Genomic DNA, 24,121 nt, shown 5'->3' with positions numbered 1-24,121 from the left:
GCGGCACAATCGTCAGCTTGGCATAAATGATTTAATCAAACATCCTCGGAATCAGGTAGGCTTGCCATGTTGGGGCCGCTTGGACGGTCTTTCGCTCCTGCAGATAGGCGCGGACGCGAAAGGACAGTCGCCGAATCCAGCAGCAGCGGTCCATTTTCAGGGGGAGGACTGGTGCCGCTTACAGGACTCGAACCTGTGGCCCCATCATTACGAATGATGTGCTCTACCAACTGAGCTAAAGCGGCAACGAGGGGCGCCCCTAGCAGCGTGATTGGCGCATGACAAGCACTGACGAGCTTTTGTTGTCGCCGCCATGCGAGCGCGCTGGCGGTGGGCTCATAGCGGGTTTGCCGCCGCTCCCCAACTCCGCGAGCGGGGAGGCGCTGCAAGCGGCGCAGGACGCGGGCGCATCGGCTTTCCCGGCGATCGGCTCGAAAATGCGTCATCTTCGCCCGTCATCCGGTTTTCTCTCCGCTTGCCGCGACGGCAAAAATATGCGCCGGCGCGAAGGCCGGCGCATTATCCTTTCCGGATTTCCAATGGTCAGTCGGCGTGCGCGCCGCGGCGTTCGGCGGCGTTGCCGCGCGCCGCGGCGGATTCGGGCGCCGGCTGGCCCTTACGCTGCGGCCGGGGTTCGGCCGATGCCTCTTCCTGCTGTTTGGCGGTCTTCCTGAGCTCGCCCCTGGTCATGCCGGTGACGAGGACATCGCCGGATCCCGTGAAGCTGGTCGCGGGAAGCGTCGCGAAGCGATCGCCGGCCTTGACGGTGACGGATTGCACAAGGCCGCGGCCGGCCTGGCGGACGGCTTGCACATGGCCGATCACCTTGCCGCGCGCGTCGGTGACCGCCATGCCTGGTTCGACCGCGAACATGCCGGCCCCGTTCGCCGCGCCGGTGCCGGCGGCGGCGAGCCCGCCGAGGCTGCCTTCGAAGTTGCCAGCCGCCGATCCGGCGCCGTTCGCAGCGCCCGCCGCGCCTGAAGGCGCGCCGCCCGCCTGGTCGCGAACGCCGCCAAGGGCGCCGCTGGCGGTTCCGGTCGCGGTCGAGGCGGCGCCCTTCGCGGTCCCGGCCGCGCTGCTGCCCGCCTGGCGGACATGGTCGGTACCGATGAGTTGCGCATCGAGACTGCCGCCGCCTTGGGCACGTCCTGAACCTTCAGCGCTGCCGCCGATCGCGTTGCCGATCAGGTCGCTGCCGCCAACGGCCGATCCGCTGCCGCTCGCGTCGCCGCTTCCCCGGCCTTGCACGCGGCCCGCGCGGCGGTCGACATGGGCTTCGCCGCGTCCCGACCCCGCAAGTTCGCCCGCGGAGCCCAGCGTGCCGCCGATGGGACCGGCCGGGTGGCCGAGCGTGCCGCCCAAGGTGCCGCCGAGCCCGCCGGTGAGTCCGCCTCCGCCGCCGAGCAGCTGCGCCGAGGCCGGAGCCGAGAAGGCCAGAGCCGACGCCGCGAGCACCATGGTCGAGGTGAAAATATGATTTGCCATTTGTCCTACTCCTGAATTTGCGGCCGCGAGGGGATGGGCCTGAGGAGAGAACGATGGTGGCCGGGAATTTCTTCCGGACCGATTGTGGGTGATGGTCAGCGGCCGCACGTTCCGCAAATCAGGCCGTGGCCATAAATTTTATCGCGACCCCTTTTGCCGATGTCGCGGGCTTCCAGAACCAGTCCCGCGATGGCCGGGCCGATGCGGTCGACCGCGGGCGCGGGGTAGCGTCGCGCCAACCGCCCCGCGACGAGCGGCGCGGCAAAGGAGGTTCCGCGCATCCTGTCGGTCCCGGCCACCCCGGTCGCGGCGAGCACGGCCTCGCCGGGTGCGGCAAAATCGACATGCAGGGCCCGGCCGGCCTCGGGTAGCGCGCGTCCCTTCGTATCGACGCCGGTGACTGCGAATACGCCCCGATAGGAGGCGGGGTAGGCGGGCGGCGCGGCGGGGCCGTCGTTGCCGACCGCCGCGACGATCAGCATCCCGCGCTGCTGGGCGCGGGTGACGGCGATGGCGAGCAATTTGTTGTCGGGGCCGACGAGACTGATCGTCGTGACCGCAACGCCATTCTGCACAAGCCAGCCGAGTGCGCGGGCGATCGCACTGGCGCTGCCGCCCACAGGATCGACGCCATAGACGTCGGCGGCCAGCAGCCGTGCCCCCGGCGCCGATCCGCGCACACTGCCTTCGCCGATCAGCAGCGATGCGACGGCGGTGCCGTGACGGCTCGGCGCAGGGGCGCCGGTTGCGAAGCCGCGCTGTTCGACCCGCCCGGCGACCGAGGGATGCGCCGCGACGCCGCCGTCGATCAGGCCAAGCGCCGCCGTCCCGGCGCCGCTCGTGGCCGCCAGCGCCGCCGATAGCGGCGCATGGCCGGCGGCGGCGTTGCCTCCGCTTGCAAAATAGAGATTGTCGACATCGACCTCGGCGTCCGGAAGCAGCTTCGCGAGCTGCTTGCGCGCGCGGCCAAGGCTGCGTCCGTCGGGCACGCGAAAGCGTGCGAGGTCGAGGCCAAGGCCTTCGATATGCTCGCGGTGGAGAAGCGCGAAACCCTCACCGGCCGCGCGCGACACCATCGCGTCGTCGATGCCGCTTGCGATCAGAACAGCGCGCACCGCCGGCTCGCCGCGCTCGTCGAGTTCGACGCGGTCCGGATTCTGGCGCAGCAAGGTAGCGATCCGGTCGAGCCGCAAGCCGGCCAGCATATCGTCCACCGTCGCCAATGGCTCGGCACCGATCGAGGGGAGCGGCGGCAATGTCTGCGTCGGATCGGGAAGCCGCACCGACGGCAATCCGATCTGGGCGGATGCGCCCGGCCCGGTCAGCAGCAGGCTTGCGGCGAGCAATAGGGCGGTCGGTAATCGCATATCCTGTCCTGTTTGACCTTCGCTCCCCGTCGGCGCAAAAATTTAGCACGATATGGAAGAAACGGTAAAAGGCTGTCGTTTCTTCCCCGAACGGACGAAAAGGCGACGATGCGCTTCGAAGAGGAACTGGTCGAGCTTTTGCCGCGCCTGCGCCGCTTTGCCCGTGGGCTGGCGCGCGACGCCGGCAGTGCGGACGATCTGTGCCAGGCGGCGGTTGAACGTGCGCTGAAGTCGCAGGGCCAATGGCAACGAGGGACGAAACTGGATAGCTGGATGTATCGCATCACTCGCAACCTCTGGATCGACGAACGCCGCGCGGCGGGCCGGCGCGGGGCGCATGTCCCGATCGACGATGCCGTTGTCCAGATCGCGGGCGACGGCGCGGCCGAGGTCGAGGCCGGCACGATGCGCGGCGATGTCGACAGCGCAATGGCACGTCTGCCCGACGAGCAGCGCGAGGTCGTGATGCTGGTTCTTGTCGAGGGTTATGCCTATCGCGAAGCGGCGGAGATACTGGGCGTGCCGATCGGGACCGTGACGTCGCGCCTCGCACGGGGGCGCGAGACGCTGATGCATCTACTGGGAGAGGCGGCATGACCTTTGACCCTGCAACCGTGGCGGCGTTCGTCGACGGCGAACTCGACGGTCCAACCGCGCGCCGGATCGAACGCGAGGCCGAAGCCGACCCGGCGCTGGCCGCCGAAATAGCCCGGCATCGGGCGCTCAGGGGCAGGCTGGCCGCACATTATGCACCGATTGCCGAAGAGCCCGTGCCCGAACGGCTGCGCGCGCTCCTGGCGGCCGATGGCAAGATCGACACCAGCCTTGCCGCACGGCGCGAGGCAAAGCGATCGCAGTTTGCCGCAATCCATTGGGGGGCGATCGCGGCCTCGCTCGCGCTGGGGCTGACGATCGGCCTCAAGCCCTGGGCGCCTGCCGCCGACATTGCATCCGAGCAGGGCCGGCTCGTTGCATCCGGAGCGCTGGCGAAGGCGCTGGACAGCCAGCTTGCCTCGAACCAGCCGCAAAATGCCGAGGTTCGCATCGGCCTCAGCTTCCGCGACCGCGAAGGGCGCTATTGCCGCAGCTTCGACAGCGGCGCGCTGGCGGGCATAGGGTGCCGTGACGACGGACGCTGGCAGCTCGAACGGACGGCGCGCAGCGAAGCTGGCGGCGCCTATCGCCAGGCGTCCTCGGGCGAGTTGGCGGCGACGGCGGCCGCCATGATGACGGCGGATGGTCCGCTCGACGCCGACGCGGAACGCGCGGCGCGCGACGCCGGCTGGCGAGCGCCCCGGCAATAGTCCGGGAAACCGGCAGCGGCGGCGGGCCACGCGGGTAGCCCGATGGCCTGCTCTTCGGCTCGATTCATTCCGGCACGAGCAACGCCAGCAGCGCGAAGCTCGCGAGCCAGTGCTCGCCCATATAGTCGCCTGCGACATGCGGCAGTGCCGCTTCGAGGTGCCCGTTCGCAAGCTGCGCCAGCGGCCATTGCAACCCCTCGTCGTCAAGCGCCCCGGCGATGGCGCGCAGGCACCACGCACGGCTGAGGTTGAGGCCGTCGAGATGGGCAATCTTACCGTCGCTGCGGTCCGAAACGAAAACCGGCCGGCATTCGCGCGCAAGCCAGCCATTGGCCACCACCAGCGCTTCGAACCAGGGCGCGAAAGAGGGCCGCGGACGGACCTCGGCCATCAGCAGGGCGGCGGTCAGAACGGGGGACAGGAATTCGTCGCCCCCCGGCTCCCACCCGCGATAGTCGCTGCGATCGCCGAAGGCTTGCTCTGCCCACGCGTCGATCAGCGCCACCAGCGCCGCATCGCGGCCGCAGGCCCAGCGTCGCGCAAGCACGAGCGCGAACGCCGTGTTGAAATGCGTGCCGACGGTGATCGGGTAGGTCAGGATATTCAGATAGTCGCGCAGGCGCATCGCAAAGGCCCGTGCCAGCGGCCCGAGATGCGCCGCCCATTCGCGGTCCGTGTGCCGTTCGGCTTCGCGATGCAGGTAGAGGAGCCAGGCCCAGCCATAGGGCCGCTCGAACCCCCGCGACGTCGCCCGGTCGAGATAGGCGAGCTCGACCGCGAGCTTGGCGGGCGTGAAGCTTTCGTCCGCGAGCGTTTCGATGGGCGCCGCTTCGGGCATGTCCGGATAGCGCCGCCGCAAGGTCAGCAGCGTCCACCACCCATGGACGCAGCTGTGCCAGTCGAAGCTGCCGAAAAAAACGGGATGCGCGGCGCGCGGCGGCCGGACGTCCGCGTCGCTTTCGAAGACATGATCGTCCTTATAGGGATAGGGCCGCGTCACATGGCCGAGCGCGACGCTGGCGAAACGGCGAGCGAGATCCCCGGTCAGTTCCACAGCAGAAAGGCTCCCACATAGATGATCGCGACATTGCAGACCCAGAGCGCCAGCGCGGTCCCGATCTGCTGGCGGATCACGCCGTTCTGATCCTTGAGCTCGAGCAGCGCCGCGGGCACGATATTGAAGTTCGCCGCCATCGGGGTCATCAGCGTCCCGCAAAAGCCCGCGAGCATGCCCACGGCGCCGATCGCCGCCGGCCTGCCCCCATATTGCTGGACGAGCAGCGGAATGCCGATCGCCGCCACCATGACCGGATAGGCGGCGAAGGCATTGCCCATGATCATCGTGAACAGCGCCATGCCGAGCGCAAAGACGAGGACGGTGAGGAACACGCTGCCCTGGGGAATGACCGCGCTCGCCAGTCCGCCGATGATCTCACCCACGCCCGCCAGCGCAAAGACGGCGCCCAGCGCGGCGAGCATCTGCGGCAGAATCGCGGCCCAGCCGATCGAGTCGAGCAGCCGCCGTCCCTCCTGCGCGGGCGCGAGCAGCGGCGGTCGCAGCCATAGCATCGCGACCCCGAGCGCCACCACCACGCCGACCCCGAAGAGGATCAGCGTCTCGCGCCGCGCCTCGAACAGTCCGGTCTGCCCCAGCGGCGTGTAGTTGTAGAGCAAGGTCCCCGCGACCGCGGTCAGCGGCACGATCAGCGCGGGAAGGAAAAGCCGGTTGCCGAGCCTCGCCGACAGGCGCTGCCGTTCCTCGGCGCCCGTGGTCGGCGGATCGCTTCGTTTCAGCCCGCCGAGCCCGGCGATCGCAACCATCGCCAGCACCAGCAGCCCGTTGACGAGGTCGGACACATGGCTGCCGATCAGGAAGCTCGCGGCGAGCAGCGCCCAGAAGCCGGCATTGCCCCAGCGCCGGTCGTGCAGCGACAGCAGCGACCAGATGGTAAAGGCCGCGCCCGCAAGCCCATAGAGCCATTCATAGGTGATCACCGGGACACGCTCCCCAGCCTGCGATCGAAGGCGAGAATGCGCGAGCCGTGGATCAGGAAGGCGCAGATCCCGGTGGGGATCGCCCAGATCGAAAGCTGCAGGGGCGTCAGGCGATAGCCCGCGCTCTCGAATACGCCCTGGATCAGAAGGATCGAGGCAATGGCGAAGAAAATGTCTTCGCCGAAAAACAGGCCGACATTGTCGGTCGCCGCGGCCATGGCCTTGACCTTGTCGCGCTCGTCGCCCGACAACTCGCCGTGGGTCTTCATCGCCGCCGCCTCGGCCATCGGCGCCACCAGCGGGCGCACCGCCTGCGGATGGCCGCCGATGTCCTTCATGCCCAGCGCCGATGTGATTTGCCGGAAGGCCAGATAGGCGACCAGCAGCCTGCCCATGGTCGCGCCGCGCATCCCCTCGATCACCGCGCGGGCGCGTTGCTGCAGGCCATAGCGTTCGAGCAGGCCGATCACGGGCAGGATGATCCAGGTGACCGATATATAGCGATTGTCGTTGAAGGCCTTGCCCAGCGCCTCGATCACAGCAAGCGGATCGAGCCCCGCGAGCACGCCCGTCGCCACCGCCGCGCCGACCACCACCAGCAGCGGATTGAACCGCAGCGCAAAGCCGACGACGACGATGGCGATGCCGAGGAGCGGCCAGTAGTTCATTGGGCTTCCTCGCCAAATCCGCCGCCGCCGGGCGTCAGGATCACGAAGGCGTCGCCCGGTCGCATGTCCGCCGACCCCGTCGCCCCCAATTCCTCGCGCGACCCGTCGCTGCGCTCGATCCAGTTGCGCCCCGGCTGCGCGTCGCCGCCGCCGCGAATGCCCCGCGGTGCGACCCGGCGGCGATTGGCGAGCATGTTGGCGCGCATCGGTTCGAGAAATGTCACCCGCCGTTCCACGCCGTCGCCGCCGCGGTGCCGCCCCGCTCCGCCCGAGGCACGGCGGATCGCGAAACGGTCGAGCCGCACGGGCAGGCGGGTTTCGAGGATTTCGGGATCGGTGAGGCGGCTGTTGGTCATGTGCGTCTGCACGGCGCTGGTCCCGTCATGGTCCGGCCCGGCGCCCGAGCCGCCGCAGATCGTCTCATAATATTGATGGCGTTCGTTGCCGAAGGTGAAGTTGTTCATCGTCCCCTGACTCGGCGCGAGCCGCCCGGTGGCGGCGAACAGCGCGTCGGTGACCACCTGGCTCGTTTCGACATTGCCCGCGACGACGGCCGCGCCGGGTTTCGGGTTCAGCATCGACCCTTCGGGCACGACCAGTTCGACGGGCCGCAGACAGCCGTCGTTCATCGGGATCGCATCGTCGATCAGCGTCCGCAGCACATAGAGCGCGGCGGCGCGGGTGATCGAGCGCGGGGCGTTGAAATTGTCCGGCAACTGGCCGCTGGTGCCGGTGAAGTCGAACACCGCCGAGCGCGCGGCGCGGTCGATCCGGATGGCGACCTTCACCGCCGCGCCATTGTCCATTTCATAGGCGAAGCTGCCCTCGTCGAGCCGGTCGAGGAGGCGCCGGACGCTTTCCTCGGCATTGGCGAGGACATGGTCCATATAGGCCGCGACCACCTCGGCGCCCTGTTCCTTCGCCGCGCCTTGCAGCAGTTCGGCGCCGCGCGTGCAGGCGGCGAGCTGGGCGCGCAGGTCGGACAGGTTGCGATCGGGGTTGCGCGCCGGGAATGCCGCCGCAGCGAGCAATTCGCGCGTCGCCCGCTCCTGAAAACGTCCCTCGTCGACGAGCAGGGCATTGTCGATCAGCACGCCCTCTTCCTCGATCGTGCGGCTCTCGGGCGGCATCGACCCCGGCGCGATGCCGCCGATGTCGGCGTGGTGGCCGCGCGCGGCGACGAAGGCATCGGGCTCGGCGCTTTCCTCGCCATAAAAGACCGGCACGATCACCGTGATGTCGGGCAAATGCGTGCCGCCGCGATAGGGATCGTTGAGCACATAGGCGTCGCCGCGCCGGAAACCGCGCCCGTCCCGGCGCGCGCCGCGCGCCTCAACCACGCGGGCGATGCTGTCGCCCATGCTGCCGAGATGGACCGGGATGTGCGGCGCGTTCGCAATCAGCGCGCCGGCGCGGTCGAAGAGGGCGCAGGAAAAGTCGAGCCGCTCCTTGATGTTGACCGAGGTGGCGGTCGACTGGAGCACGACCCCCATCTCCTCGGCGATCGCCATGAACAGATTGTTGAATATCTCGAGGCGCACCGGATCGACCTTCGTGCCGACCGCGCGGTCGCGCACGAGCGCGGCGGCGCGCGTCAGGATCAGGCTCCCTTCCTGCTCGCGCCGCGCCTGCCAGCCCTCCTCGACCACGGTGGTCGAGCCGGGGTCGATCACCAGCGCCGGCCCGCTTACCGTCTCGCCGGATTGCATCGCCGCACGCTCGATGGTCGGCCAATCGCCCGAAGCCTTGCCAAGCGCGGCGACGGGTTGCGGCACGATGGCGCCGAGGCCGCCCGAATGCCCGCTCGCCTCGACGCTCAGCGCCTCGACGACGATGGCGGTCTCGGCGTCCGAATAGCCAAAGCGCCGGCGGTGGAGCGTGCGGAAGGTCGCATCCATTTCGGCCCGGTCGCCGCACGCGACGGCGAGCGCGCTGTCGCTGCCCGCAAAGCGCAGGCGCGCGCGGCTTTCGAGGACGATGGCCTCGGGGGCTATGCCCTGATCGAGCAACGCTTGCCGCGCCTGACCTTCGAGCGTCGAGAGATCGTCGGCGAAGTCCTCCCCGAGCGGTCGTACGAGGCTGACCTCGTGGATCGCCTTAACCGGCGCGAGGCCGATGCCATAGGCGGACAATATCCCCGCCAGCGGATGCACGAGCACGGTCTCCATCCCCAGCGCATCGGCGACCCTGCACGCATGTTGCCCGCCCGCGCCGCCGAAACAGGCGAGCGCATAGGTCGTCACGTCATGCCCGCGCGCGACGCTGATCTTGCGGATCGCATTGGCCATATTATCGACCGCGATCGCCAGAAAGCCCTCGGCGATTTCGTGCAGCGACTTCGGTTCGGGCAGCATCGCCGCGACCTCGGCCAGCCGCGCCTTCGCCGCCGCCGGGTCGAGCGGCTCGTCGCCGTTCGGGCCAAAGACGCCGGGAAAGAAGGCCGGGTCGATCCGGCCGAGGAACAGATTGCAGTCGGTCACGGTCAACGGCCCGCCCTTGCGATAGCAAGCCGGGCCGGGATCGGCGCCCGCGCTCTCCGGCCCGACCCGGAAACGCGAGCCGTCGAAGCGGCAGATCGAGCCGCCGCCCGCCGCGACGGTGTGAATCTGCATCATCGGCGCGGCGATCCGAACCCCCGCGACCACGCTGTCGCCGGTCAACTCGTAAGTTCCGGCATAATGCGCGACATCGGTGCTGGTCCCGCCCATGTCGAAGCCGATCAGCTTGCGGTGGCCCAGCGGGGCGCTCGCCGCGACCATGCCGACCACGCCGCCCGCCGGGCCGGAGAGGATCGCATCCTTGCCGCGAAACGCGCCGACTTCGGCCAGGCCGCCGTTCGACTGCATGAAGCGTAGTGTTCCGCTCGGCGGAAGGCTGGCTTGCAGCTGGTCGGTGTAACGCCGCAGCACCGGCGAGAGATAGGCGTCGACCACCGTCGTGTCGCCGCGCGGGACGAGGCGGATCAGCGGCGCGACCTCGTGGCTCACGCTGACCTGCGCGAAGCCGATGTCGCGCGCGATCCGGGCAAGCAGGGCCTCATGATCGCGATACTGCCATCCGTGCATCAGGACGATGGCCAGCGCATCGAAACCCTCGCCGCGCAAGGCTGCGAGGTCGGCCCGCGCCTGCACCTCGTCGAGCGGCCGCAGCACCGCGCCATCGGCCCCGACCCGCTCGTCGATCTCGACTACCCGCGCGGGCAATTGCTCGGGCAGCACGATATGCCGCGCAAAGATTTCGGGCCGCGCCTGTGTCCCGATCCGCAGCGCGTCGCCGAAGCCGCGCGTGATCGCCAGCGCCAGCCGTTCGCCCTTGCGTTCGAGCAGCGCATTGGTCGCCACCGTCGTGCCGATGCGAAGCTCGGCGATCGGCCCCGCGCCGTGGCGCGCCATCAGCCGCCGCACCGCCTCGCTGGCCGCATCGGAATAGAAACCGGGGTTTTGGGATAGCAGCTTCTCGGTCACCAACTGCCCGCCGGGGGTCGTCGCGACGACATCGGTGAACGTGCCCCCGCGATCCACCGCAAAGCGCCAGGCCTTCATTTTCGCTATTCTCTTTCCCGCATGGCGCGCGAATTTGGCTGGCGGCGGCGTCAATGTCCAGCGCCGCGGTGCGCCTGCGCGCTTCCTTCCCGCTCGCACAGCCCGTCCGGCCGGTGCCGATGGCCCGGCGGTCGACAGCCGCTGCCGTTGATCGGCTCGAGCGCACAGGCTTCGGCATCGCGCTCGATCTGGAGCGTGGTGTGGCCGATCCCGAAATGATCGTGCATCTCGCCCGCAACGCGATGCAGAAAAATGTCGCGGTCGCCCTCGATCGGCACCACCAGATGCGCGGTGAGCGCGGTTTCGGTCGTGCTCATCGCCCAGATATGCAGGTCGTGGACCGCATCGACACCCTCGATCGCGGCCAGATGGCGCTCGACCGCCTCGGCGTCGATCCCCGACGGGACCGCCCCCAGCGACATGGCGACGGCTTCGCGAAGCAAGCCCCATGTGCTCCAGACGATCACCGCCACGATCAGCAGGCTGGTAACGGGATCGAGCCAGTTCCAGCCGGTGTAGCGGATCGCGAGTCCCGCGATCACCACGCCTGCGGACACCGCCGCATCCGCCGCCATGTGCAGGAAGGCGCCCTGGATGTTGATGTCGCCCTTGCGGCCGCGCAGGAACATCAAGGCGGTGCCGGTGTTGATCGCGATGCCGATCGCGGCGACGGTCATGACCGTGTTGCCGGCGACGGGTTCGGGGTCGGAAAAGCGCAGGATCGCCTGCCACGCGATCGCGCCCGCCGCCAGCATCAGGAACACGCCGTTGGCCAGCGCGGCGAGGATGGTGCTTCCCTGAAGCCCATAAGTGAAGCGCGGCGTCGGTCTCTTTTTCGCGACGAGGACCGCCGCCCATGCGATGGCGAGCCCGAAAACGTCGCTCAGATTGTGCCCGGCATCGGCGAGCAGCGCCAGCGAATTGCTCAGGACGCCATAGACCGCCTCGATTGCCACGAACGCCACATTGAGGCCGATACCGACCGCGAATGCCATGCCGAAGCTGCGCGGCGCATGGCTGTGCCCTGCATGCGAATGGCCCTGGTTATGGCCGCCCATCGAATATCCTTCCCCGTCAGCCGCGTCGCCGTAGCGAGTATCCCGATGACGATAGGCAGATTTTCGCCGACACCCAAGGCCTCATCGGGCGCTCGCGGACCTTCAGCCCGATAAGGTGGCAGACATGCGCGTAGAGAGCGGACCGGGCAAAATGGCTCCGCAGCGACGCAGCATCGGGGGGCGGGGCCTTTCGGCCGCTCGCCCCCCATTTGCCTCGGGGGGTAAGTGGGGATTTCCCGGTGAGGGCAGGGGATATCAGGGACCAGACCGATATCCCCTGCCGCTCAGTTGAGCGGAACACTCGGGAACGCATCACACCATACAAGGCGCGTGCCAAATGGCGCGTCGCACGCATTCGGGGCCCGTTCGATGGTTATTGATTTCTTACCATCCTCTCTGCCTGTCAAAAATCCCGACACATTGACCCTTGCTGTCGCCATTCAGCCAGCGTTCAGGGAATTGACTACACATGTAGTCGTATTGCAGGATGAAGGCGAAGGAGGGGTTCCATGGCCGAACGCGCAAGCGAATCCGAAATGCAGGTGCTGCGCGCCCTGTGGGACGAGGCGCCGCAGACCGCCGCCGACCTTACCGCGCGCATCGGCGCCGCGAACGGCTGGACCCAGGCGACGGTCAAGACGCTGATCGCGCGGCTGGTGCAAAAGGGCGCGGTCACCGCCGAAGCCGACGGGCGCCGCTATCTCTACCGCCCCGCGATCGACCGCGCCGAGGCTGTGGGCGAGGAATCGCAGCGCTTCGTCGACCGCCTGTTCGGCGGCCGCGTCAGCCCGCTGATCGCGCATCTCGCCGAGCGCGAGGCGCTGTCCGACGCCGATATCGAAGAGATTGAGGCGCTGCTGAAGAGGCTGAAGTCGTGAGCGCCGCGCTGATGCTCGAGGCGTGGGGCGATACCATGCTCGCGACCGCACTGCTCGTCGCGGCAGTGCTCGTCGTCCGCAAGCCCTTTGCGCGGCGCTTCGGCCCGGGGCTGACCTATGCGCTGTGGGCGATTCCCGCGCTTCGCCTCGTGCTGCCGCCGCTGCCTTTCGGCGACCCGGCCGCCGTGCCCGTCGCAGCGCCCGCGGTTCCCGCCGATGTGGTGCTGATCGGAATGGCCGATACGGCGCACGCGATTGCAACCCCGGCGACCGCGCCGGACGCGAGCTGGGCGTTTGCCGACGCCTTGCCGCCGCTCTTCGCGCTCTGGCTCGCGGGCACGCTGTTCGTGCTGGTGCGGGCGCTGGCCGCGCATCGCCGGTTCAAGGCGGAGGTGCTGGCGGGGGGTGCCGACCTCGATCCGTTCGGGTCGATCCGGCTGGTGATGACCGATGCGGTCGACGGGCCGGTCGCCTTTGGCCTGTGGCGCCGTTTCATCGCGGTGCCGCGCGATTTTTTCGCCCGCTATGCCGCGGACGAGCGGGCGCTGGCGATCGACCACGAGCTGTCGCACCACCGGCACGGCGACCTGTGGGCGAATGCCGCGGCGCTGCTGCTGCTCGCGGCGCAATGGTTCAATCCCTTTGCCTGGCGTGCGCTGCGCGCCTTTCGCTTCGATCAGGAGGCGGCGTGCGACGCGCGCGTGCTGACGATGGCGGCGGCGACAGGCGAGCGGCGCGCGCGGACGGCCAGCTATGCGACCGCGATCGCCAAGACCGCGGTGGGCCCGCGCCTCGCGCTCGCCGCGCCGATGGCCTCGCACGACAATTTGCAGGAGAGACTGACGATGCTGATGCAGAAGGATATTTCGCCCACGCGCGGCCTCGTCGGGCGCCTGCTCGTCGGCGGTGCCGCGCTCGGCGTGCTCGCCGCGACTGCGACGCTCGTTCCGGCGGGCACCGCGAAAGCGCAAGCGCAGGATGTTCCGGCGCCGCCGGCCCCTCCCGCAGTCAGCGATATTCCGGCACCTCCCGCGCCGCCCGCTCCCCCCGCGCCGCCCGCACCCATCGAAGGCGTGTATAGGACGATGATCGTCACGCGCGAAGGCGATGAAGCGGCGGGCGACCAGCGCCGCGAGGTGACGCGCGTCGTCGTCCGCGACGAAGGCGGCGAGGACAGACCCAACGCTCGTCCCATGGAATTTCGCGTCTCCGGCCGCCTGTCGCGCGCGGACATTCTCGCCACCCTGACCGAACAGGGTATTTCGGGCGCGCAGGCCGAGGCGATCGCCGACAAGCTGGAGGCGAAGCGCCGCGAGAGCTTCCGCGTCGCGTTGGCGCCGCTGCCCCCGATGCCGCCGATTCCTCCGATGCCGCCCGAAGCGGCGTGGATCGCTAAGGATGGCAAGGCGATGGCGTTCGCCCATTGTGCCGACGGTGGGAATGCGGTGCCGATCGTCGATCGCGAGGACCATTCGCACAGTCAGGTGTTGATGGTCCGCTGCGACAGCAAGGCCGATTTCTCGGGCCAGATCGACGCGCTCAAAAAGGCGCGCGATCGCTTTGCGCGCGGCGCGGCGTCGTCGCAGCTGTCGGCCGAAATGCGCGCCAAGGTCATCGCCGACATGGACCGCGCGATCGCCGATATGGAGCGCACGAAACACTAAGAGTCGCGACGGTTTACGACGCCGATCCACGTCCCCGGTTGGGATCGGCGGCAGGGGCGGGGAAAGGGAGCGGACACTTCACCCGCTCCCTTTTCCGTTGCGCCCCCCCTTTTTCTTTGGCGGCGGCGATGCCACATGAGGCGCGTGACCGAAGAAAAGCCCTGGCCCGACACGATCCGCGCCGGCGAGTGCGAGCAGCATGAGCCGCTGGTGCGCCGTGTGCTTGCGCCCAATCCATCGCCCTATACTTTCACCGGCACCCAGACGTGGATCGTCGGCGCCGGCGCCGAGGTCGCGGTGATCGACCCCGGCCCGACCGGATCGGGCATGAGCATCGGCGACCCGCCCGACGCCAATGGCACGGGCCATGTCGACGCGATCCTGCGCGCGACCGAGGGGCAGCGCGTGACCGCGATCCTCTGCACGCATACACATCGCGACCACAGCCCCGCTGCGGCGCCGCTCAGGGAAGCGACGGGCGCGCCGATCGTCGGCTGCGCGCCGCTGGTGCTCAAGGACGACGGCCCGCGCGCCGATTCGGCGTTCGACCCCGACTATGCGCCCGACCGCATCCTTTCCGACGGCGATCGCGTCGCGGGCGACGGCTGGACGCTCGAGGCGGTCGCGACGCCGGGGCACACGTCGAACCATCTCTGCTTTGCGCTCCTCGAAAGCGGGGCGTTGTTTACCGGCGATCATGTCATGGCCTGGTCGACAAGCGTCGTCAGCCCGCCCGACGGCGACATGGCGGCCTATATGGCCAGCCTTTCGAAACTCCATGAGCGCGAAGACCGCGTCTATTATCCCGCGCACGGCCCCGCAGTCGCCAAGCCGCGCCAGCTCGTGCGCGGGATGCTCGGCCATCGCAAGCAGCGCGAGCGGCAGATCTTGCGCGAGCTTGAGCGCGGGACGGCGATGATCCCCGATATGGTCAAGCATATGTACAAGGGGCTCGACCCGCGCCTGACCGGCGCTGCGGGCCGCTCGGTGCTGGCGCATCTCCTCGATCTCGAACAGCGCGGCCGCGTCGCGCGCGACGACGAGGCGTGGAGGCTGGTCGCATGACCCGCGGCGCGTTTCGCATCCTTGTCGTCGCGCTCCTTGCGCTCGCGCTGTTCCTCGGCTGGCGCGCATGGGATGGCTGGCAGCGAAGCTATGACCCGCAGACGGTCGTGGCGGCGAGCCTGCAGGGGCTGCAGGAGCAGAATGTGCTCGTCCCCTTCACCGCGCGCTATGTCGCGGTGGTGACCTCGACACAAAGCCGCCTGGGGCTCAGTGCGAAGAAGACGCTGATCATGCCGGGCACGGTGCGTTACGAGGTCGATCTGGCGAAGCTCGAGCCGTCGGACCTCGACTGGGACGCGGCGACCAAATCGCTGACGGTGACCCTGCCGCCGCTGCGACTCGCCGGACCCGAGATTGACATCGACGCGATCAGCGAGTTTCGCGACGGCGCAATCCTGCTGACGCTCACCGACGCCGAAGCGGTGCTCGACGCCGCCAACCGCAAGGCCGCACAGGCCGAGTTGATCAAGCAGGCAAGGGGCGCAACGCCGATGCGGCTTGCCGAGGGCGCTGCGCGCAATGCCATCGAACAGAGTTTCGCCATGCCGCTGAGGGCCGCCGGAATCGACGCGACCGTCACGGCGCGTTTTGCGGGCGCGCCCGCCGGCTGAATCCGGCTTCCGGCGGCGCGCGAACTGGGGTAAACAGCACCTCCTCGGTTCAGGAGGGTGGGGCATGGCGACGGTGGCGGGCGCGGTGCGCGCGGAACGGTTCTGGCAGCGTATGGCGATCGGCCTTGCCGTTTTCATCGTCTTCGGCTTCCTGCAATTTGCGGCGCGCGGTTTCGTCGATCCGCTGCGCGCACCGCCATGGGTGCATCTGCACGGGCTGGCGATGCTCGCCTGGCTGGGCGTGCTGGTTGTGCAGCCGACCTTCGTCATAAGGGATGACATGGCGCGGCACCGGCGGCTCGGCTGGATCGCCGCCGCGCTCGCGGCCTTCATCGTCGCGCTCGGCATCTTCACCGGCGTCGCGTCGCTGGTGCTGCATCGCTATCCGCCCTTCTTCACGCCGCCCTATTTCCTCGCGCTGACGACGGTCGAAGCGCTGGTCTTCGGCGCGATGGTCGCCGCCGCGATCCGGAACCGGCGCCGCACCGACTGGCACCGCCGGCTGATGATCGGCGCGACGATCGTGATCCTCGAACCCGCGCTCGGGCGCATCCTGCCGTTGCCGCTGATGATCGGCTGGTCGGACATCCCCGTCGCGCTATGCCAATTGGTCGCGGTAGGGATCGTCGCGCTTTACGATCGCCGCACGCTGGGGCGCATCCATCCGGCGACGCGGGCGGTGGCGGGGGTTGTCATCGCGACGCGCATCGCCATCTATGGCCTGTCGCTGACGCCCCCCGTCGCGGCGCTCGCGGCGAGGCTCGCCGGCGGCTGAGGTTCCGAATTGCCCTGTCCGGACCCCCTGTGTAGGAGGGCGCTCAAGGCAAAGGCCAGATAAGGAAAAGCCATGACTGCTCCCGTCCGCGAAACGCTCGCCGGCCTCGACCTGCGCGCCGAGATCGACCGGCTCCGCAAGGAGCGCAATGCGGTGATCCTTGCGCATTATTACCAGAAGCCCGAGATTCAGGATCTTGCCGATTTCGTCGGCGACTCGCTCGAACTGTCGCGCAAGGCGGCCGACACCGACGCCGACGTCATCGCCTTTTGCGGGGTCAAGTTCATGGCCGAGACCGCCAAGATATTGTCGCCGGAGAAGATCGTCGTGCTGCCCGACATGGACGCGGGGTGCAGCCTCGAGGACAGCTGCCCGCCCGAACAGTTCAAACGCTTTCGCGAAGCGCATCCCGACCATATCGCGCTGACCTATATCAACTGCTCGGCGGCGGTGAAGGCGCTCTCGGACGTCATCGTCACCTCGTCGAGCGCCGAGACGATCATCAGCCAGATCCCCGCGGATCAGAAGATCATCTTCGGCCCCGACCGGCACCTCGGCGGCTATCTCAACCGCAAGTTCGGGCGCGATATGCTGCTGTGGCCCGGCGTGTGCATCGTCCATGAGGCGTTCAGCGAGACCGAGCTTCTGAAGCTGAAGGCGCAGCATCCGGGCGCACCCGTCGCGGCGCACCCCGAATGTCCGGCGCATATCGTCGACCACGCCGACTATATCGGCTCGACGAGCGGCATATTGCAGTTCGCGAAGAGCTTCCCCGGCGACACGCTGATCGTCGCGACCGAACCGCACATCATCCACCAGATGGAAAAGGCGCTGCCCGAAAAAACCTTCATCGGCGCGCCGGGCGCCGACGGCAACTGCAACTGCAACATCTGCCCCTATATGGCGCTCAACACGATGGAAAAGCTCTACGTCGCGCTGCGCGATCTTCAGCCGCGGATCGAGATGGACGAGGAATTGCGCCTCGGCGCCAAGAAGAGCCTCGACCGGATGCTCGAGATGGCGTCGGGGACCGTGGGCAAGGGCGATCTGGGGCGGGCGTGAGTCCGAGTCGCGATCGGTGATCCGAGTCGAAGCTCCGCGAGGGCTGGCTCGGGCCGTAATCCGAATCCGAAAATGTTGCGGCGGCGTTACAAAAATGCTGCGCGGCAAAGCCAAATTGCTAATGCCCGACTTATCCACAACCACGCGCGGTTTCGCGCGCTTTTTTGTTGGCGCGCGTCCCGCTTCGTGACAGCTTCAACTCATCGGGACGGCAGAGACGTCGAACCCCCGGGACAGGAAGGCTCGTTGCAAGACCAGCCCGATTGAAACGGAACGGATCGACGAGGAAACGGACCGATAGCCGATCACGGAAGGCCGCAATTCCCACGAGTTGCAACCGACCCGATCGGATGAAAAGCAGTCCATCGCTTTTGAAGATTGTGTGCTTCGGCAGACGCTCGGACAAGATGATGAAGGGCTTTTCAGGTGCGGCCGGCCCCCGCAAGGGGGCCGACCAAACCGTCGCCGGACTGCGTTGCCTGCTACCGCGACGGATCGTTTGGCGGGCCGCCGATCGCAAGAGAAGCGGACCGGGATGACCCGAAGCAGAGAAGCCTAGCGCAAATTCCGGATAGTGGGGGTTGGCAGCGATGCCGGCCCCCATTTCGTATGCGCGCAGCCATCGGCGCCCGTCCCGAAAATCCCGGCTCTGTGATCGCGGTCACATCGCGGCCGCCGATCGCACCCTATGCCCGGCCTTGCGACCCGGAGCAGTTCCCCGACCGGAACTGATCCCACTCTCCCGGCCGGATCGCTCGCGGTGCGGCCGGGAACCTTTTGCTTCATCGTGGCATTGTGCTGATACTCGGCGAAACGATGGTCGGAAGCGACCGGGCGTTTGCGAAAGCACGCGTCGCGCGCCCATCGCTCCGGTGCAACGAAGGGAGCAAAACCATGGGTATCATCATCTGGCTTATCATCGGCGGCATCGTCGGCTGGCTCGCCAGCATCATCATGCGCACCGACGCGCAACAGGGTATCTTCCTCAACATCATCGTCGGTATCGTCGGCGCCTTTATCGGCGGCTTGCTGCTCGGCGGTTCGATCAATGCGGGGATCACCCTCTACAGCTTTCTCGCCTCGCTGGTCGGGGCGCTCATCCTTCTGGCGATCGTGAATCTCGTGCGGCGCGGCCGCGTGCGCTAAGGATTGCGCGTCCGCAAGGCGGACCGGATGGCGGCAGCGGCCCAGCGCTGCCGCCATTCCGCTAGGTAAATCAGACGATCTGCTTTAGCGTTGTCCCGTCCGCAATGGCGGGCAGTACTACTGATCGTAGGGGGTCACAGACATGCTTGATTTCATAATGGCACTCATCGTGGGCGGCATCATCGGCTGGCTGGCGAGCATCGTGATGCGCACCGATGCGCAGCAAGGCATATTCCTCAACATCATCGTCGGTTGCGTCGGCTCGATTCTGGGCCGCTTCCTTTTGGGTCGTTGGCTACAAGGCGGGAAGATGTCCGACGGCGCGTGGTACGATCCGATGACACTGCTGACCGCGTTTCTTGGCGCGATCATCCTGCTGGCCATCGTCAACCTGATCCGTCGCGGCCGGGTGCGCTAGGTTCAAGGTCGCTGGGGCCTTCGCGGCCCACCGAAGCAACGGGCGACCGGCGAAAGGCCGGTCGTCCTTTTTGCGTCCAGCACGCTGGAAAGCGCTGACGAAAAGGCTTATGAACGGCACCCCGAGGCTTTGGGCGGAGGCGCTATAGACGCCTTTCGTTTCCCCTTGTCAGGGGTGATTTAATTCGGTAATACACCTTCGAGGATTTTCCAGAGGTCTCGTCATGCCGATCGGGGGGCGGGGTCGCAGGGCGATCGGGGTTCCGGCTGCCGAAAGCGGCAGAAAGGGATGCGGGTATGAACTACGAGCGGAAAGTGGATTCGATGGACAGCGTGGCGGGTTCGACCCAGGGCTTTTACGAAGAGGCGGAAAGCTATGAGGCGGCGGACAATCGCCGCAAGCGGATGCGGCTGATCATCGGGCTCGTCCTGGTGGCACTGATACTCGCTGCGGCATGGTATGCCTTCTCGGCGGCCAAGGGCGGCGACGCCGCGACGGCGGGCGGCGCCGCGGGCGAGGAGGACGGCGCCACCGTTCCGACGATTACGGTGATGATCCCCGGCCAGCAGTCGGTGCAGGCGGCGATCGCCGCGAACGGTACGATCGCCGCGCGGCGCGAAATGCCCGTCGGCGTGGCGGGCGAGGGCGGGCAGGTGGTCCGCGTGCTCGTCGAACCCGGCCAATGGGTCGGCGCGGGCCAGCCGCTCGCGGTGATCGACCGGTCGGTGCAATCGCAGCAGGCGGCGAGCCTCGCCGCGTCGATCCGCGTCGCGCAGGCCGATGCCGAACTCGCGCAGTCCGAACTCGACCGCGCGCAGGCCCTCGTCGCGCGCGGCTTCGTGTCGAAGGCCGACATCGACCGCAAGCGCGCCACCCGCGACGCCGCGCAGGCGCGCGTCCGCGTCGCGCAGGCGCAATATCAGGAAGCGGTCGCGCGCAACGGGCGGCTCAACATCGTCGCACCCGCGGCGGGCCTGGTCCTGACGCGCCAGGTCGAACCCGGGCAGGTTGTCGGCGCGGGCAGCGGCGTATTGTTCCGCATGGCGAAAGGCGGCGAGATGGAAATGCTCGCGCAGCTCGCCGATGCGGACCTGCAGCGCATATCGGTCGGCACGCGCGCAATCGTCACGCCGGTGGGCACCAATCTCGAGATCGCGGGGCAGGTGTGGCAGGTTTCGCCGGTCATCAATCCCGACACGCGGCAGGGCACGGTGCGCATCGCGGTGCCCTACAGCAAGGCGCTGCGCCCCGGCGGTTTCGCCGATGCGCGGCTGATCGCCGGTGCCGACGAAGCGCCGCTGCTTCCCGAAAGCGCGGTACAGAGCGGTCCGCAGGGCAATTATGTCCTGATCGTGGGCAAGGACGACAAGATCGAGCAGAAGCCGGTGAAGGTCGGCACCGTCACCGACGACGGCGTGTCGATCGCGTCCGGCCTGACGGGGCAGGAGAGGGTGGTCGTGCTCGCGGGCGCCTTCCTCAACCCCGGCGACAAGGTGAAGCCCGTCGTCCAGAAGGCATCGAAATAATCGCACCGGCACTGCACAGAGGCGTTTGATCCATGAATTTCCGCAACATCTCCGCCTGGTGCATCCGCAACCCGGTGCCGCCGATCGTATTGTTCATTCTGCTGCTGCTCGCGGGCCTCGTCAGCTTCAACCGGATGGACGTCAACGACAATCCCGACGTCGAATTCCCGGCGGTGCAGGTGATCGTCGTGCAGCCGGGCGCCGCGCCGACCGAGCTCGAAACGCAGGTGACGCAGCGCGTCGAGGCGGCGGTTCGCGGGGTGAGCGGGGTCGATGAAATGTCCTCCTATGTCAGCGAGGGCAGCAGCAGAACCTTCGTGCAATTTGCGATCGGCACGCCGATCGACCGCGCCTACAACGACGTCAATCAGGCGGTGTCGCAGATCCGCAGCGAATTGCCCGACGGCATTCTCGAACCGCAAATCATGCGCGTCGACATCGCCGGCGGCCCGATCACCTATTTCTCGGTCGAAGCCGCCGATATGACGCTCGAGCAGCTCAGCTGGTTCGTCGATAACACGGTGGCGAAGGAATTGCTGTCGATCCCCGGCATGGCGCAGGTCAGCCGCTCGGGCGGCGTCGATCGTGAAATCCGGGTCATCCTCGATCCGGCGCGTATGCAAAGCTATGGCCTGACCGCGAGCCAGGTGAACCAGCAGTTGCGGCAGGTGAACGTCAACGCCGCGGGCGGGCGCACCGAAATCGCGGGCTCCGAACAGGCGGTGCGCGTGCTGGGCAATGCCGGCAGCGCCTATGAACTGGGACAAACGCGGATCTCGATCGGCAATGGCCGCACGATCCGACTGTCCGACGTCGCGCGCGTGTCCGATGGCTTCGCCGAACAGCGCAACCTCGCCAAGATCGGCGGGCGGCAGGTGCTGTCCTTCTCGATCGAAAAGGCGAAGGGCGCATCCGACGTCACCGTGCATGACGCGGCGATAAAGAAGCTCGACGAGATCCAGAAGAACAACCCCAAGGTGAAGTTCAAGATCCTCTTCACCCGCACCGAATATACCAAGGAACAATATCGCAGCTCGATGGAGGCGATGATCGAGGGCGCGGTGCTTGCAGTTGTCGTCGTCTTCCTGTTCCTGCGCGACTGGCGCGCGACCCTGATAAGCGCGATGGCGATCCCGCTGTCGGCGATCCCGACCTTCTGGTTCATGGAATTGATGGGTTTTTCGCTCAACGGCCTGTCGCTGCTCGCGCTCAGCCTCGTGGCCGGGGTGCTCGTCGACGATGCGATCGTCGAGATCGAGAATATCGTCCGCCACATGCGCATGGGCAAAACCGCCTATCAGGCGGCGATCGACGCCGCCGACGAGATCGGCCTCGCCGTGGTGGCGACGACGATGTCGATCGTCGCGGTGTTCCTGCCCGTCGCGCTGATGCCCGGCGTGTCGGGGCAATTCTTCATCCAGTTCGGCATGACCGTGGTGTTCGCGGTGCTGATGAGCCTGGCCGTCGCGCGCATGATCACGCCGATGATCGCGGCCTATTTCCTCTCGGCGCAGGGCGAGCAGAGCCACGCCGAAGGACCGTGGATCGACCGTTACGAGCGCGTGCTCGGCTGGACGCTCAACAGCGGCAAGCACAAGGCGGTGCGCGCGCGCTATGACGCGGTGCCGACGCGGCTGGCGTTCATGGCGCCGGGCCTCGTGGTCGCGGGCGTTTCCGTGCTCGCGTCGATCGCGCAATATTTCCAGCCCGTTCCCGCGGGGCAGGATGCGCCCAACCCGGCGTTGCACTTCATGCTGTTGATGCCGCTGACGGCGGTCATGGCCTTTCTTGTCGGCGAACTTGTCGCGATCGTCCTGGGCGGCGTCGCTTATGCGTTCAACGTGCGGCGCTGGGCCTTCATGGAATGGGCGGCGTTCATGCTGCGCCGCGCTTATGCGCGCCTGTTCGACCATCGCGTGTGGATCGTCGGCATCGGGGTCGGCGCCTTCGTGCTCAGCCTCGTGCTGTTCGCGACCTTGCCGCAGCAGTTCCAGCCGACGACCAACAGCGATTACAGCCAGGTCAAATATGAACTGCCGCCGGGCTCGACGCTCGAGCAGAGCGAGGTCATCGCGAGGCAGATTTCGGCGATCCTCGACGACAGCCCGGTGGTCGAGACCGCCTTCTATGACGTCAATGTCGGCGGCGGGAACGCTTTCCTGACGCTCAAGAAGGATCGCGAGATTTCGAGCGTCGATTGGGAGCGCGGCCTGCAACCCAAGCTCGCGGCGATCCCCGACGCGCGCGTGTCGTTCCAGAGCCAGTCGGGCGGCTTTTCGGGCCGCGACATTACGTTCATCATCGGCGGCGACGATCCGGTCGCGCTCGAAAAGCACGCGAACAGGATCGTCGAGGAGATGAAGGGACTCAAGGAACTGCGCGCGCCGCGGATCGAGGGCGATATTCCGCGTCCCGAAATCATCCTCAAGCCGCGGCTCGACCTTGCCGCCGACCTTGGCGTGACGACCGCGGCGCTCAGCCAGACGATCCGTATCGCGACGCTGGGCGACATCGACCAGAATGCGGCGAAATTCTCGCTGTCCGACCGCCAGATTCCGATCCGGGTGCTCTTGTCCGAAGACTCGCGCCGCAGCCTTGCGACGCTCGAAAATCTGCCGGTTCCGACTGCGAACGGCGGCACGGTGCCGCTGAAGTCGGTCGCCGAGATCGGCTTCGGTTCGGGCCCGACCGAGCTTCGCCGCTATAACCAGACGCGGCGTATCGTGATCGGCGCCGATCTTGCGCCCGGCCTGGTCACCGGCGACGCGCAAGCCAAGATCGACGCGCTGCCCGCGGTCAAGAATATGCCGCAGGGCATCCGCAAGGTGATCCAGGGCGATGCCAAGTGGCAGGCCGAGATGATCCAGAATTTCATGATCGCGGTCGTGTCGGGCCTGATGCTCGTCTTCGCGACGCTCGTGCTGCTCTACCGCCGCTTCCTGTCGCCGCTGGTCAACATGTCGTCGCTGCTGCTCGCACCGCTCGGCGGCCTGCTCGGCCTGCTCGTGACCGGCATGGAAATTTCGATGCCCGTCTATATCGGCCTTTTGATGCTGCTCGGCATCGTCGCGAAGAACTCGATCCTGCTCGTCGATTTCGCGATCGAGGAAATGGACAAGGGGATCGGCAAGGTCGAGGCGCTGATCGACGCCGGGCGCAAGCGCGCGCAGCCGATCATCATGACGACCGTCGCGATGGTGGCGGGCATGGTGCCGACCGCGATCTCCTTGTCCGGCGACGGCGCGTGGCGCGCGCCGATGGGCGTGGTCGTGATCGGCGGGCTGATCCTGTCGACGATGCTGACCTTGCTGATCGTCCCCGCGGGTTTCAGCCTGGCCGACAGCATCGAGAAACGGCTCGGTCGCTTCTTCTCGAGCAATCTGCTGACCTATCGCCCCGGCGACGATACGAAGCCGCACGCCGACCCGGTGCCGCATCCCGCGGAGTGATCGGGCAACCGGCGCAGCTTTGACGCTGCGCCGGTTGCAACCTTTGGCGCGGCGCGCCATTTGAAGCACATGAACGACCGTCTTTCCCCGTCGATCGGAGGGCGCGGC

Annotated in this window: 19 protein-coding genes and 1 tRNA gene; 12 read left to right on the top strand and 8 right to left on the bottom strand. The window is 67.5% G+C overall.

Translation table 11 applies throughout. From position 1 onward, the window contains the following. Positions 1-169: 169 nt before the first annotated feature. The 3 genes from KNJ79_RS13615 to KNJ79_RS13605 all read right to left on the bottom strand — a co-directional run bounded on the left by KNJ79_RS13615 (position 170) and on the right by KNJ79_RS13605 (position 2,852). Positions 170-245 (bottom strand) — tRNA-Thr (locus tag KNJ79_RS13615). 298 nt (positions 246-543) lie between these two features. Further along, positions 544-1,485, bottom strand: coding sequence for a hypothetical protein (locus KNJ79_RS13610; protein ID WP_317151475.1), 942 nt, complete (start codon positions 1,483-1,485; stop codon positions 544-546). 95 nt (positions 1,486-1,580) lie between these two features. Next, entirely contained in the window at positions 1,581-2,852 is a 1,272-nt protein-coding gene (locus KNJ79_RS13605) for a S8 family serine peptidase (RefSeq protein ID WP_317151474.1), read from the bottom strand. A gap of 108 nt (positions 2,853-2,960) precedes the next feature. On the opposite strand from KNJ79_RS13605, the gene KNJ79_RS13600 reads away from it, so the two are divergent. Then, entirely contained in the window at positions 2,961-3,449 is a 489-nt protein-coding gene (locus KNJ79_RS13600) for an RNA polymerase sigma factor (protein WP_317151473.1), read from the top strand. Beyond that, positions 3,446-4,156, top strand: a complete 711-nt coding sequence (locus KNJ79_RS13595) for an anti-sigma factor family protein (RefSeq protein ID WP_317151472.1) — start codon at positions 3,446-3,448, stop codon at positions 4,154-4,156. The genes KNJ79_RS13600 and KNJ79_RS13595 overlap by 4 nt, the downstream gene beginning before the upstream one ends. 64 nt (positions 4,157-4,220) lie before the next feature. On the opposite strand, the gene KNJ79_RS13590 is transcribed toward KNJ79_RS13595, so the two are convergent. From KNJ79_RS13590 to KNJ79_RS13570, 5 genes are read right to left on the bottom strand one after another with little or no spacing between them, the layout of a single operon-like run. Beyond that, the gene (locus KNJ79_RS13590; RefSeq protein WP_317151471.1) at positions 4,221-5,210 is read right to left on the bottom strand and encodes a DUF2891 domain-containing protein; all 990 of its coding nucleotides are present in this window, start codon (positions 5,208-5,210) and stop codon (positions 4,221-4,223) included. Further along, entirely contained in the window at positions 5,201-6,151 is a 951-nt protein-coding gene (locus KNJ79_RS13585) for a DUF979 domain-containing protein (protein ID WP_317151470.1), read from the bottom strand. The genes KNJ79_RS13590 and KNJ79_RS13585 overlap by 10 nt, the downstream gene beginning before the upstream one ends. Next, positions 6,148-6,819, bottom strand: a complete 672-nt coding sequence (locus KNJ79_RS13580) for a DUF969 domain-containing protein (RefSeq protein ID WP_317151469.1) — start codon at positions 6,817-6,819, stop codon at positions 6,148-6,150. The genes KNJ79_RS13585 and KNJ79_RS13580 overlap by 4 nt, the downstream gene beginning before the upstream one ends. After that, positions 6,816-10,361 carry a hydantoinase B/oxoprolinase family protein gene (locus KNJ79_RS13575; RefSeq protein WP_317151468.1) on the bottom strand — a complete coding sequence of 1,182 codons (3,546 nt, stop codon included), beginning with the start codon at positions 10,359-10,361 and terminating at the stop codon, positions 6,816-6,818. Before KNJ79_RS13575 ends, KNJ79_RS13580 begins: the two co-directional genes overlap by 4 nt. A gap of 50 nt (positions 10,362-10,411) precedes the next feature. Beyond that, positions 10,412-11,419 carry a cation diffusion facilitator family transporter gene (locus KNJ79_RS13570; RefSeq protein ID WP_089214871.1) on the bottom strand — a complete coding sequence of 336 codons (1,008 nt, stop codon included), beginning with the start codon at positions 11,417-11,419 and terminating at the stop codon, positions 10,412-10,414. A gap of 509 nt (positions 11,420-11,928) precedes the next feature. Between KNJ79_RS13570 and KNJ79_RS13565 the strand changes: the two genes are divergently transcribed. From KNJ79_RS13565 to KNJ79_RS13520, 10 genes are all read left to right on the top strand, one after another. Further along, the gene (locus KNJ79_RS13565) at positions 11,929-12,297 is read left to right on the top strand and encodes a BlaI/MecI/CopY family transcriptional regulator (protein WP_089214870.1); all 369 of its coding nucleotides are present in this window, start codon (positions 11,929-11,931) and stop codon (positions 12,295-12,297) included. Beyond that, a complete protein-coding gene (locus KNJ79_RS13560; RefSeq protein WP_317151467.1) occupies positions 12,294-13,961 on the top strand; it encodes a M56 family metallopeptidase in 1,668 nt (555 codons plus the stop codon). The genes KNJ79_RS13565 and KNJ79_RS13560 overlap by 4 nt, the downstream gene beginning before the upstream one ends. 135 nt (positions 13,962-14,096) lie before the next feature. Beyond that, positions 14,097-15,026 carry an MBL fold metallo-hydrolase gene (locus tag KNJ79_RS13555; RefSeq protein WP_170935437.1) on the top strand — a complete coding sequence of 310 codons (930 nt, stop codon included), beginning with the start codon at positions 14,097-14,099 and terminating at the stop codon, positions 15,024-15,026. Next, positions 15,023-15,637 carry a DUF4230 domain-containing protein gene (locus KNJ79_RS13550; protein WP_317151466.1) on the top strand — a complete coding sequence of 205 codons (615 nt, stop codon included), beginning with the start codon at positions 15,023-15,025 and terminating at the stop codon, positions 15,635-15,637. The genes KNJ79_RS13555 and KNJ79_RS13550 overlap by 4 nt, the downstream gene beginning before the upstream one ends. 64 nt (positions 15,638-15,701) lie before the next feature. Further along, a complete protein-coding gene (locus KNJ79_RS13545) occupies positions 15,702-16,412 on the top strand; it encodes an adenylate cyclase (RefSeq protein ID WP_089214867.1) in 711 nt (236 codons plus the stop codon). A gap of 72 nt (positions 16,413-16,484) precedes the next feature. Further along, positions 16,485-17,474 carry a quinolinate synthase NadA gene (gene nadA, locus KNJ79_RS13540; protein WP_317151465.1) on the top strand — a complete coding sequence of 330 codons (990 nt, stop codon included), beginning with the start codon at positions 16,485-16,487 and terminating at the stop codon, positions 17,472-17,474. Positions 17,475-18,368: 894 nt separating this feature from the next. Further along, positions 18,369-18,620: a GlsB/YeaQ/YmgE family stress response membrane protein gene (locus KNJ79_RS13535; RefSeq protein ID WP_089215075.1), complete on the top strand. Its 252-nt coding sequence runs from the start codon at positions 18,369-18,371 to the stop codon at positions 18,618-18,620. A 142-nt stretch (positions 18,621-18,762) separates the two neighbouring features. Further along, positions 18,763-19,038: a GlsB/YeaQ/YmgE family stress response membrane protein gene (locus KNJ79_RS13530; RefSeq protein ID WP_317151464.1), complete on the top strand. Its 276-nt coding sequence runs from the start codon at positions 18,763-18,765 to the stop codon at positions 19,036-19,038. 296 nt (positions 19,039-19,334) lie between these two features. Beyond that, the gene (locus tag KNJ79_RS13525) at positions 19,335-20,564 is read left to right on the top strand and encodes an efflux RND transporter periplasmic adaptor subunit (protein ID WP_089214864.1); all 1,230 of its coding nucleotides are present in this window, start codon (positions 19,335-19,337) and stop codon (positions 20,562-20,564) included. Positions 20,565-20,596: 32 nt separating this feature from the next. After that, positions 20,597-24,013, top strand: a complete 3,417-nt coding sequence (locus tag KNJ79_RS13520; RefSeq protein WP_317151463.1) for an efflux RND transporter permease subunit — start codon at positions 20,597-20,599, stop codon at positions 24,011-24,013. The last annotated feature ends 108 nt before the right edge of the window (positions 24,014-24,121 follow it).

The organism is Sphingopyxis indica (genome assembly GCF_032879645.1).
In the GTDB taxonomy this organism is placed as follows: domain Bacteria; phylum Pseudomonadota; class Alphaproteobacteria; order Sphingomonadales; family Sphingomonadaceae; genus Sphingopyxis; species Sphingopyxis indica.
The sequence above is the reverse complement of the archived record's forward strand: the minus strand, read 5'-3'. Positions and strand labels throughout refer to the sequence as shown.

Coding starts and splice junctions, on each gene's coding strand:
- KNJ79_RS13610 (WP_317151475.1), bottom strand. CDS start 1,485: ATGGCAAATCATATTTTCACCTCGACCATGGTGCTCGCGGCGTCGGCT.
- KNJ79_RS13605 (WP_317151474.1), bottom strand. CDS start 2,852: ATGCGATTACCGACCGCCCTATTGCTCGCCGCAAGCCTGCTGCTGACC.
- KNJ79_RS13600 (WP_317151473.1), top strand. CDS start 2,961: ATGCGCTTCGAAGAGGAACTGGTCGAGCTTTTGCCGCGCCTGCGCCGC.
- KNJ79_RS13595 (WP_317151472.1), top strand. CDS start 3,446: ATGACCTTTGACCCTGCAACCGTGGCGGCGTTCGTCGACGGCGAACTC.
- KNJ79_RS13580 (WP_317151469.1), bottom strand. CDS start 6,819: ATGAACTACTGGCCGCTCCTCGGCATCGCCATCGTCGTCGTCGGCTTT.
- KNJ79_RS13575 (WP_317151468.1), bottom strand. CDS start 10,361: ATGAAGGCCTGGCGCTTTGCGGTGGATCGCGGGGGCACGTTCACCGAT.
- KNJ79_RS13570 (WP_089214871.1), bottom strand. CDS start 11,419: ATGGGCGGCCATAACCAGGGCCATTCGCATGCAGGGCACAGCCATGCG.
- KNJ79_RS13565 (WP_089214870.1), top strand. CDS start 11,929: ATGGCCGAACGCGCAAGCGAATCCGAAATGCAGGTGCTGCGCGCCCTG.
- KNJ79_RS13555 (WP_170935437.1), top strand. CDS start 14,097: ATGAGGCGCGTGACCGAAGAAAAGCCCTGGCCCGACACGATCCGCGCC.
- KNJ79_RS13550 (WP_317151466.1), top strand. CDS start 15,023: ATGACCCGCGGCGCGTTTCGCATCCTTGTCGTCGCGCTCCTTGCGCTC.
- KNJ79_RS13545 (WP_089214867.1), top strand. CDS start 15,702: ATGGCGACGGTGGCGGGCGCGGTGCGCGCGGAACGGTTCTGGCAGCGT.
- nadA (WP_317151465.1), top strand. CDS start 16,485: ATGACTGCTCCCGTCCGCGAAACGCTCGCCGGCCTCGACCTGCGCGCC.
- KNJ79_RS13535 (WP_089215075.1), top strand. CDS start 18,369: ATGGGTATCATCATCTGGCTTATCATCGGCGGCATCGTCGGCTGGCTC.
- KNJ79_RS13530 (WP_317151464.1), top strand. CDS start 18,763: ATGCTTGATTTCATAATGGCACTCATCGTGGGCGGCATCATCGGCTGG.
- KNJ79_RS13525 (WP_089214864.1), top strand. CDS start 19,335: ATGAACTACGAGCGGAAAGTGGATTCGATGGACAGCGTGGCGGGTTCG.
- KNJ79_RS13520 (WP_317151463.1), top strand. CDS start 20,597: ATGAATTTCCGCAACATCTCCGCCTGGTGCATCCGCAACCCGGTGCCG.